The 9,316-nt window shown below is 64.1% G+C and carries 8 protein-coding genes; 6 read left to right on the forward strand and 2 right to left on the reverse strand.

Going from position 1 to position 9,316, the window contains the following annotated elements; translation table 11 throughout:
• Positions 1–58 precede the first annotated feature (58 nt).
• The 3 genes from GGD67_RS05460 to GGD67_RS05470 all read left to right on the forward strand — a co-directional run bounded on the left by GGD67_RS05460 (position 59) and on the right by GGD67_RS05470 (position 4,959).
• Positions 59–1,090 (forward strand): ABC transporter substrate-binding protein, encoded by a 1,032-nt coding sequence (locus GGD67_RS05460; protein ID WP_179731357.1) that lies wholly within the window; start codon positions 59–61, stop codon positions 1,088–1,090.
• Entirely contained in the window at positions 1,087–3,780 is a 2,694-nt protein-coding gene (locus GGD67_RS05465; RefSeq protein ID WP_179731359.1) for a hybrid sensor histidine kinase/response regulator, read from the forward strand. Before GGD67_RS05460 ends, GGD67_RS05465 begins: the two co-directional genes overlap by 4 nt.
• A gap of 219 nt (positions 3,781–3,999) precedes the next feature.
• The gene (locus tag GGD67_RS05470; protein ID WP_246790737.1) at positions 4,000–4,959 is read left to right on the forward strand and encodes a c-type cytochrome; all 960 of its coding nucleotides are present in this window, start codon (positions 4,000–4,002) and stop codon (positions 4,957–4,959) included.
• Positions 4,960–5,098: 139 nt separating this feature from the next.
• On the opposite strand, the gene GGD67_RS05475 is transcribed toward GGD67_RS05470, so the two are convergent.
• Positions 5,099–5,575, reverse strand: a complete 477-nt coding sequence (locus GGD67_RS05475; RefSeq protein ID WP_179731361.1) for a hypothetical protein — start codon at positions 5,573–5,575, stop codon at positions 5,099–5,101.
• A 459-nt stretch (positions 5,576–6,034) separates the two neighbouring features.
• Positions 6,035–6,946 (reverse strand): LysR family transcriptional regulator, encoded by a 912-nt coding sequence (locus GGD67_RS05480; RefSeq protein ID WP_179731363.1) that lies wholly within the window; start codon positions 6,944–6,946, stop codon positions 6,035–6,037.
• 128 nt (positions 6,947–7,074) lie between these two features.
• Here GGD67_RS05480 and GGD67_RS05485 point away from each other — a divergent pair, with 128 nt between their 5' ends.
• From GGD67_RS05485 to GGD67_RS05495, 3 genes are all read left to right on the forward strand, one after another.
• On the forward strand, positions 7,075–8,013 hold the full coding sequence (locus GGD67_RS05485) for a ring-cleaving dioxygenase (protein ID WP_179731365.1): 939 nt from the start codon (positions 7,075–7,077) through the stop codon (positions 8,011–8,013).
• Positions 8,010–8,636 (forward strand): alpha/beta hydrolase, encoded by a 627-nt coding sequence (locus GGD67_RS05490; protein WP_179731367.1) that lies wholly within the window; start codon positions 8,010–8,012, stop codon positions 8,634–8,636. The genes GGD67_RS05485 and GGD67_RS05490 overlap by 4 nt, the downstream gene beginning before the upstream one ends.
• A gap of 400 nt (positions 8,637–9,036) precedes the next feature.
• Positions 9,037–9,189 carry a hypothetical protein gene (locus GGD67_RS05495; protein ID WP_018315939.1) on the forward strand — a complete coding sequence of 51 codons (153 nt, stop codon included), beginning with the start codon at positions 9,037–9,039 and terminating at the stop codon, positions 9,187–9,189.
• Positions 9,190–9,316 lie beyond the last annotated feature (127 nt).

A 9,316-nucleotide genomic window follows, 5' to 3' on the forward strand; every position in this document is an offset into this window, starting at 1 on the left:
ATGCCGGCCGTTCGCGCTAAGCATCCGCTCCGGGGCAAGCCATCATGCAAAGAGTTTCATGACCGAACGGCCTTCCGCTCTCGCGGTCGATCGCCGCGGGTTCATTCGCCTTGCGGGCGCAACTGCCGCGGCATGGGTCGCGCTCGGCGCAACGTCGGATCGCGTGCGGGTCGTTGCATCGTTGACCGCGTTGCCGCTCGACGACGAACTGACCCGGCGGAGCCTGATCGACAGCACGACCTCCCGCCTCGGTGGCCTCGTCGCCGGCTTGAGGCAGCGCGGCTGGGTCGAAGGCGTCAACTTCCGCCTCGAGCTCCGTTCGACCTTCGGCGGACCGGACCGGCTAAAGGCCGCGATTCAGGAATTGCTGGAGTTGAAGCCGGACGTGATCCTGACGGGGTCGACGGTCGAAACCGCGGCGGTCCTTGCCGCCACCAGGACCATCCCGATCGTCTTCGCGACCGCCAACGATCCCGTCGGCAATGGCTTCGTCGAAAGCCTTGCACATCCCGGCGGCAACGTTACCGGCTTCACCAACAGCACCGCCGAGATGGGCGGCAAATGGCTGCAGCTGATCCGTGAAGCCGTGCCCGACCTCGCGCGCGTCGGTATCCTGTTCAACCCGGCGACCACCCCTCGCGGCGGGCGTTTCTTCCTCGACTCGATCGAGCAAGAGGCGGCCGGGTCCGGAGTGTCCGCAATCCCCGCCCCCGTCAACACGCCGACGGACATCGACGAAGCCGTCAAGCGCTTCTCCGAGCCGCCCAAGGCGGCGTTGATTGCGCTGGTCGACAGCTTCCTGGTCGTCAACCGGAAGGCGGTCGTCGAGGCGGCCGCCAAGTATCGCGTGCCCACGGTCTATCCATTCCATTACTTCATGGACGCCGGCGGATTGATGAGCTACGGGCCGACGCTGGAAGTGCGCTCGGCCGACTATGTCGATCTCATCCTGCGCGGCACCAAGGCCGGCGACCTGCCGGTGCAATCGCCGCGGAAATACGAGCTGCTGATTAACCGCACGGTCGCCCGCACGCTGGGATTGACCATACCATTCACACTGCTCGCGCGCGCCGACGAGATCCGCGAGTGAACGAAACGGTCGACCAGGGACATTTGCGAACGCCTCCCGGCCGGCTGTTCCGCAAATATCTCTACTCGATCGTCGCCCTCGCCTTTGCCGCTCTCGCCATCAACACCGGCTTCGACGTCTGGTTCTCCTATCGCGAGCAGAAGCAGCTTCTGGCGGCGACCCAGCGCGAGCAGGCGGCGTCCGCGGCGATTCAGATCGGCCAATTCATCGGCCAGATCGAAAACCAGATCAGATGGCTCTCGCGCCTGCCGCCGGAGCTGTCGACCAATGAAGACGAGCGCCTGAACGCCATCCGTCTCCTGCGCCTCTCTCCGGCGATCGCGGAAATCGCCGAGCTCGACTCGCACGGGCTTGAACAGATGCGCGTGTCCCGCCGTGTGGCGGACAGGATCGGCAGTAAAGCCGACCTCTCCGCCTCGCTCGCCTTTCGCGGCGCCAATGAAAGCCGGGCCTATTACGGGCCGGTCTACTTCTTCGGCGACACCGAACCCTTCATGACGCTCGCCACCCGCGGAACTGGCCGCAATCCCAATGTGATCGTCGCCGAGGTCAATCTGCGTTTCATCTGGGACCTCGTCGCCGGGATCAGGGTCGGCAACACCGGCAAGGCCTACGTGGTGGACCGCACGGGAGTGCTGATCGCGCATCCCGATTTGTGGCGGGCCCTGCAGCGCAGCGATCTCTCCGGCTATGCCGACGTCCGCGCCGCACTCGACGGCGTGGGGCCGCCCTCCGGCGGCCTGGTCAAGGAGGACCTGTCCGGTCAGCGCGTGCTGTCGACCTATGCAACGGTCCCCTCGCTCGGCCTGCTGGTGTTCGTCGAGCTGCCGCTCAGCGAAGCCTATGCGCCGATCTACGCGTCGATTGGCCGTTCCACCTTTCTCCTCGTCGTCCTGCTGGCCGGTGCGGTGCTGGTCTCTCTCTTTCTCAGCCGCCGCATGACGGGGCCGATCCAGCTCCTGACGCAGGGCGCACGGCGGATCGGGAGCGGCGATCTCGGCCTGCGACTCGCGATCAAGACCGGTGACGAGCTGGAAGCGCTCGGCGACCAGTTCAACCGGATGGCCGCGCATCTGCGCGATTCCTACGCGACGCTGGAGCGCAAGGTGATCGAGCGCACCTCCGAGCTGGAGAAAGCGCGCGATCAGGCCCTTGCCGAGCACGATGCCGCCGAGCGTGCGCGCAGCGCGGCGGTGGCGGCCAACGAGACCAAATCGCGCTTCCTCGCCGTCGTCAGCCACGAACTGCGCACGCCGCTGAACGGCGTCATGGGCGTGCTGCAGCTGCTCGACGACGGCAAACTCGGCGAGGCGCAGCGGCGCCACCTCACGACCGCGGCCGCATCGGGTGAGACGCTGATCGCGCTGGTCGATGCCATCCTGGAATATGCGCGCCTGGAGGCCAGCGCCGAAACCCTGGAGCCGCGTAATTTCCACCTCGACCAGCTGATCGAAACGGCCGCCGACCTGATACGGCCCCAGGCCTTCGGCAAGGGACTGACCTTCGACCTTGCCTGCGATGCCTCGGTCAGGACCCCGGTGCACGGCGATCCCGTCAGGCTCAATCGCATCCTGCTCAATTTGATCGGCAACGCCATCAAGTTCACGCCGTCAGGCGGGATCGCCGTCAACGCGGCCGCCGAGCGCCACGACGGTCATGTCCTGCTGCGCGTGACCGTTCGCGACACCGGCATCGGCATCGCCCCCGACATGCACGAGCGGATTTTTGAGGATTTCGTCCAGGCGGACGACAGCATCGCGCGGCGGTTCGGCGGCACCGGCCTCGGACTTGCAATCGCGCGGCGCCTCAGCCGTTTGATGCGCGGCGAGCTGACGGTGGAGAGCACGCCGGGCGCGGGCAGCACGTTCACACTTGAAGTACCGCTCGATCCGGCCGCCAGCGGCATCGCCCAAGGTGCGCTTCCGCCGCCATCGCGACGGCTTCGCGTGCTGCTGGTCGACGACGACCCCGTCAATTGCGAGGTCGGCGAAGCCATGCTGAACCGGCTCGGCCATCATGCCACGATCGCCAGAAACGGCGCCTCGGCCATAGAGCTTGCCCGCGATCAGGCGTTCGACGTCATCCTGATGGACCTGCACATGCCCGACATGGACGGCGTCGAGGCGGCGTCGCGGATCGGCAAGCTCGGCCTGCCGAGAATGCCGCGCATCATCGCCGTCACCGCCGACGTGTCCTCCAGCGCGCGCGAACGGCTCGCCGAGGCAGGCATTGTCCAACTCGTCAGCAAGCCGATCCTGATCAACGCGCTGCGCGAGGCGATCGAGGACGACCCGGAGGTGGAGCCGGCCGCGGCGCAACTCGCTGCAGGTGCGTTGATCGACCGGCATTTCCTCGACGACCAGAAAGAACTCCTGGGCGCGACCCAAATCGCGAAACTCAACCAGCTTCTCCAGCAGACGAGCGAGCAACTGATCGGCGATATCGTCAAGGCCGCGGACATTGGCGATCACGAGAAGCTCGCGCGGTCCGCCCATCAGCTCGGCAGCGCCGCGAGCGCGCTCGGCCTCGTTAGCATGTTCGAGCGCTGCCGCGAGATCGAGCTGGCGGCAGCCACGATGTCTCCACCCGAGTGCCAGAGTGCCGCGCGTGAGCTCGCTGCGCTGCGAGCAGCCTCGATGAGCGCGCTCGACGATCTGCTCGGGCCCGCCGAGCAGCGGTCGGTCAGCTAGAATTGCTCAGGTCGAGCTCTTCGCGTTTGACCCTGAGCAGACCAAGTCGGCTGAAATCGCACATTGACGTCTGCGAGTCCGCGGCGTTGAATGGTGTTTTCGATGTGGCGGAGGAGCTGCGGCGTCCCGTCACCCGACAAGCGGTCGGTTAGCCGCTCCTGATCTTCGCCTTCGGAAAGTACAGTTTGGCTTCACCGACGCGCTGGGAGGTCGAGAGCCATGAGATCTCCGACTGCTCTATGGGTGTTCTCGTTGGCATTGCTCACTGGGGCTGGGGCGCGTGCGCAAATCCAGGAGGGCCCGCCAGCATGGGCCTACCCGGTCAACCCGCCCAATTTTCAACGCACGCCAGACGATGGCACGATCAGGCACGTTCCTGACAGCGCCGCCGGTTTTACGCTCACGCAAGTGCGCGATCTGTTCGCCGCGCCCGACTGGCATCCGGACGATCATCCACCAATGCCAGACATCGTGGTGAGGGGGAGAAAGCCAGAGGTGTTCGCGTGCGGCGTCTGCCACCGGGCAGACGGACCGGGCGGTCCTGAGAATGCCAGCCTATTTGGCCTCTCCGCGGAATACATCATTCAGCAAACGGCGGAGTTCAAGACGGGCCTGCGCACGAACTCCGCGCCTCGCGTCGCCACCGACCTGATGATCAAGTTGTCCAAAGCGGTGACAGATCAAGAACTCGCAGAGGCGGCAGCCTACTTCGCCTCCATCAAGCCGAGATCGAATATTGTCGTCGTTGAGGCCGAGGCGGTGCCAAAAACACAGGTGAGAGACCTGTTTCTGGCTCCGCTGGACGGCGCCGAGAAAGAGCCCATCGGCCAGCGCATCATCGAGATACCGGAAAACGTTGAACACTTTGTCAGCCGGGACTCGCGCGCTCGTTTCATCGCCTACGTCCCGGTAGGCAGCATTCAGAAAGGACGGACGCTGGCAACGAACAGCGATCCGCGCGTCCAGTGCGGGACCTGTCACGGTGCTGACCTCAACGGGACTGCCACCGCGCCGGGGCTTGCGTCCCGTTCGCCCACCTACATGTTCCGGCAGCTCTATGACTTCAAATCGGGCGCGCGGAAGGGCGCCAATAGCGAACTCATGAAACCGGTTGTCGAGAATCTCAGCGTCAACGACATGATCGCGCTGGTCGCCTTTTCAGCGTCGCTCAAGCAATAACATTCTTCGGGGGCTGTGCAGAATGGGCCAGCCGGCGTGCTTGGCGCGGTCGGTTCTTCGGTAGGTCGCCCGGCCGGCAATCTGCCGCCGGCCGGGCTAACGCGCCCAACTTCCTTTGCGGCCTGTGACCATTGCGCTGTCACGAACCGGACGTTTTAACGACCAGCTTTATGTTTAGCAGGTTGACGCCCTTGAACGGGTTCGGCGCGCTTTCGATCGTTCCCGTACCCGTGGCGTTCGCATAGGCACCTGTGCCCGACAAGATTGTGTATTCGCCCGTTGATTTGCCGTCCTTGGCCGAACCGGTGAAGCGCGCGGTAATCGAGCCTTCCTCGAACGTGTACGTGCTGTAGCCGAAGAAGGGGCCCGATCCTTTGAGCAAGTCCGAAGTATTGACGAACTCTTTCACTCCGATACGGCCATCGGTGAAGACAGCGACCCCAAAGAATTTCCCAGACACAACCGTCTGTCCTTCGACGTTTGCGGCCTCTATGACCTTGAGGTCGATCGGCTTCGTGATCAGCTTGAACTCGAGCACCCGCTCACCGGCTACGGCTGTTGACGCCGCAACGGCCAATGCCACGCCAGAAAGGAAAAAGGTGAGAGACTTCCGCATAGCTTCCTCCTGCGCTTGTTGAAATCAAGTCGAGAAGTGTGAGCTACTCATCGTGCCCGGCTCTTCGCGGGGGCACGGAAGAGAGCCCTCGGAACGCCCTGACAGCGGCTGAACTCTCTCTGTCCTGAGGCGCGAAGTCGGGACGCTAATATGAGTCCAAGGCACGGGAAGAAAGTTCAACTTTTCGGTCTGGTATAATCGTATCCAGCCACTGCGCGACTCACAGCAAAGGCACAATCATCATGGCCTTTGCTGGTCGCCGGACTTCATCCAATCGTTCGCGGGAGAGCAATTCCGAGGAATCACTGTCAGCAACATTGACAATAGGAGCACCCTTGCCGCTCACCCTTTCAAAGGCAAATCCCCTGAGTGTCCGCCGTGTAGCTCGCCTTCTTGGCTCATCCCGATAGATCGCTGCGAGCCGTTGCCCGGGCAGAGTCATGGCTTCGCGACCCAGCCTCAGCCCGCCTGCGCGCCGGCTTCTTCATCGCGCCCAAACCGCTCGACGAGAAAGTCGATGAACAGCCGCACCTTCACCGACAAATGCCGCGTCGGCGGATAGACCGCATAGAGCGCGAGCGGCGGCGCGAAATAGTCTTGCAGGACGGCGCGCAGCTTGCCTGTCCGCAACGCGTCAGCGGCGATGAACTCCGGCAGCAGCGCGAGCCCCCTGCCCTTGATCGCGACGTCGCGCAGCACCTCGGCATTGTTGACGCAGAGCGACCAGGCCGGCTGGATCCAGTGATCGCCATCGGCGCCTGTTAGCTTCCACTGATTGCCGGTGAGCAGGAAGCCGTAGGTCAGCGAGGCGTGCTCGCGCAGGTCCTGCGGGTGCTTTGGCGTGCCGTGACGTGCGAGATAATCCGGCGAAGCGCAGATCATGCGCGCCACCGGCGTGATTTTCCGCGCGATCAAGCTCGAAGATTCCAGTTCCGCGATCCGCAAGGTCACGTCAAAACCGTCCTGGACGGGATCGAGCAGATCGTCGCTGAGCACGATCTGGAGCTGAAGCTCGCCATAGCGCGCCATGAAATCGGCCAGCACCGGCCCGAGCCGCATCGTGCCGAACGACATCGGCGCGTTGACGCGGAGTAGGCCGCGCGGCGCCGACTGGGCCTGCGTCACCGCCTGGTCGGCGGCCTCGATCTCCGAGAGGATGACGAGTGCGCGCTCGAAATAGTGCTGGCCGTTCTCGGTCGGGCTGGCATGCCGCGTGGTCCGGTTCAGGAGCTGCACGCCGAGGCTCTCCTCTAAGTCGGCGACATATTTGCTGATCGCCGAGCGCGACAGCCGCAACTGCCGCCCCGCTTCGGCAAAACTGCCGCTTTCGACCACTTTTACGAACGCGCGGAGGCTGGCGACCTTATCCAAGGGCCGGCCTCGGCGATTGTTTCCATATCGTAGACATAGCCGTCATATTTGCATGGATTGTCTCCAATACAAAGCGGAACGATATTTCCGGCCAGAGCAAGACGCTCCCCGAACTCTGGAGGACGAAAATGTCTGGACTGCACCATGTGACCGCGATTGCCGGCGACCCCATCAGGAATTTCCGCTTCTACACGCGGGATCTCGGCCTGCGCTTCGTCAAGAAGACGGTCAATTTCGACGATCCCGGCACCTATCACTTCTACTACGGCGACGAGACCGGCCGCCCCGGCACCATTCTGACCTTCTTTCCGTGGGCGGGCGTTTCGGCCGGGCGACGCGGCGTCGGCGAGACCCATCAGACCGCCTTCCGCGTGCCGCAGCGCTCGCTCGGCTACTGGACCCAGCGTTTCACCGAGAAGGGCATTGCCTACGAGGCGCTGGAGAAGCGCTTCGGCGAATCCGTGCTGCCGTTCACCGATCCCGATGGCATGGCGCTCGCGCTGGTCGGCGTGCCGGGTGCGGAGAACGAGCCCGGCTGGAGCAATGGCGACGTGCCGGCCGAGCACGCGATCCGCGGTTTCCATGGCGTGACCTTGCTGCTCGACAGCGCGGCGAAGACGGCAGCCATCCTCACCGACGTGTTCGGCTTCAAGGAGACCGGCCGTGAAGGCTCGGTGATCCGCTTCAAGGCGCCTGGCGATGTCGAGGGCAGCGTCGTCGACATCTACGAGGCCAAGGGCTTCCTGCGCGGGCATCAGGGCGGCGGCTCGGTGCATCACATCGCGTTCCGCGCGGCTGACGATGCCGAGCAGGGCAAGATGGCGCAAAGGCTCGTGAGCAATCACGGCCTGCATCCGACCGAGCAAAGGGATCGCAATTACTTCCGCTCGATCTACTTCCGCGAGCCCGGCGGCGTGCTGTTCGAGATTGCGACCGACATCCCCGGCTTCGCCGTCGACGAACCTGTCGCGACGCTGGGGCAAGACCTCAAGCTGCCTGCTTTCCTCGAAGCACAGCGCAAGCAGATCGAGGGCGTTCTGCCGAATCTGGAAGAGACCGTGTCATGACCGAGACTGAATTCATCCATCGCTTCGAGCCCGCGGCCAGCGCGGGCTCTCCTCCGCTGCTGCTGCTGCACGGCACCGGCGGCGACGAGAACGACCTGCTCGGGCTCGGCAAGATGATCTCGCCGGGGTCCGCCCTGCTCTCGCCGCGCGGCCGCGTGCTCGAGCACGGCATGCCGCGCTTCTTCCGCCGCCTCGCCGAAGGTGTGTTCGACGAGGACGACGTCCGCCGCCGCGCGAACGAGCTCGGCGACTTCGTCAACGAGGCTCGGCAGCGCTACGGCATCGCCGCGCCGGTCGCGGTCGGCTTCTCCAACGGCGCCAACATCGCAGCCGCGCTGTTGCTGCTGAAGCCGGAGGTGCTGGCCGGCGCGATCCTGCTGCGCGCGATGGTGCCGCTGTCGGATCCGCCCACGGCCGATCTTGCCGGCAAGCCGGTCCTGCTGCTGTCCGGGCAGGCCGATCCGATCGTGCCGGCCGGCAATTCGGCCAAGCTTGCGGCCCTGCTTTCGCAAGCAGGCGCAAGCGTGACCCATAGGGTCGTGCCGGCGGGCCATCAATTGTCGCAATCCGATTTGACACTCGCCCGCGACTGGATCGGCAACGTCCACGCCAGGGCAGCATGACCTAACTAGCGGCGCATCGTTTCCAAACGGTGCGCCGCCGCCTTCACTCGAACCGCCCGTCGTGGGTCGCACCCAGCAGCCGCTTCCGCTGTTCGCCGACTTGATCAGCTCTTCCGCCGATCTGAATCGCAATGGTGTGGCCAGAGCAGCCTCGGGCTAAGCGCCGCAAGAGGCGCTTAGCCCGAGGGCTCAAAATGGGAATACTACCGTCGATCACTGCGTGACCTCTGCATCAATTCAGGACGGAGTATGGCGCTGAACTCGGGGAGCAACAGCCGATAATGCTCCTTCCGTCACCGCGAGACTGTTCACTTTTGGCCACAGCCGCCATCGCTGATGCAATTCGCATATGCGCAGCAAGCGAGGGACGAACCGATCATAATTCGATAGAAACGGTCAAATGACCGACCAAACTGCTGACGTCCAGGCTGCTATGCAGTATTTGACCTGGGCACTGGAAAAGATCGAAACGGTGGGCAACCAGAAAGCAGCCCACCACGCCCGTATAGCCTTAGAGGCGCTGCGCAAGGGTTCAGCTGATAAGACTGAATAATCAGCTTCGGCCTGGCACAGCAAGCCCGCTTCGGGTCTTGGTCGTGTAAAAACAGCCTTACAGGACCGCGAGTCTTGAAGCCAAAACTGGGCCGGCCTCAGGCCGCGATCGCGGCGATCAGCGGCCT

The sequence above is a fragment of the Bradyrhizobium sp. IAR9 genome (genome assembly GCF_013408065.1).
Taxonomy (GTDB): domain Bacteria; phylum Pseudomonadota; class Alphaproteobacteria; order Rhizobiales; family Xanthobacteraceae; genus Bradyrhizobium.

Excerpts from the sequence above, each read along its gene's own strand:
- GGD67_RS05485 (WP_179731365.1), top strand. The coding sequence starts at position 7,075 with ATGTCTGGACTGCACCATGTGACCGCGATTGCCGGCGACCCCATCAGG.
- GGD67_RS05490 (WP_179731367.1), top strand. The coding sequence starts at position 8,010 with ATGACCGAGACTGAATTCATCCATCGCTTCGAGCCCGCGGCCAGCGCG.
- GGD67_RS05475 (WP_179731361.1), bottom strand. The coding sequence starts at position 5,575 with ATGCGGAAGTCTCTCACCTTTTTCCTTTCTGGCGTGGCATTGGCCGTT.
- GGD67_RS05460 (WP_179731357.1), top strand. The coding sequence starts at position 59 with ATGACCGAACGGCCTTCCGCTCTCGCGGTCGATCGCCGCGGGTTCATT.
- GGD67_RS05470 (WP_246790737.1), top strand. The coding sequence starts at position 4,000 with ATGAGATCTCCGACTGCTCTATGGGTGTTCTCGTTGGCATTGCTCACT.
- GGD67_RS05495 (WP_018315939.1), top strand. The coding sequence starts at position 9,037 with ATGACCGACCAAACTGCTGACGTCCAGGCTGCTATGCAGTATTTGACC.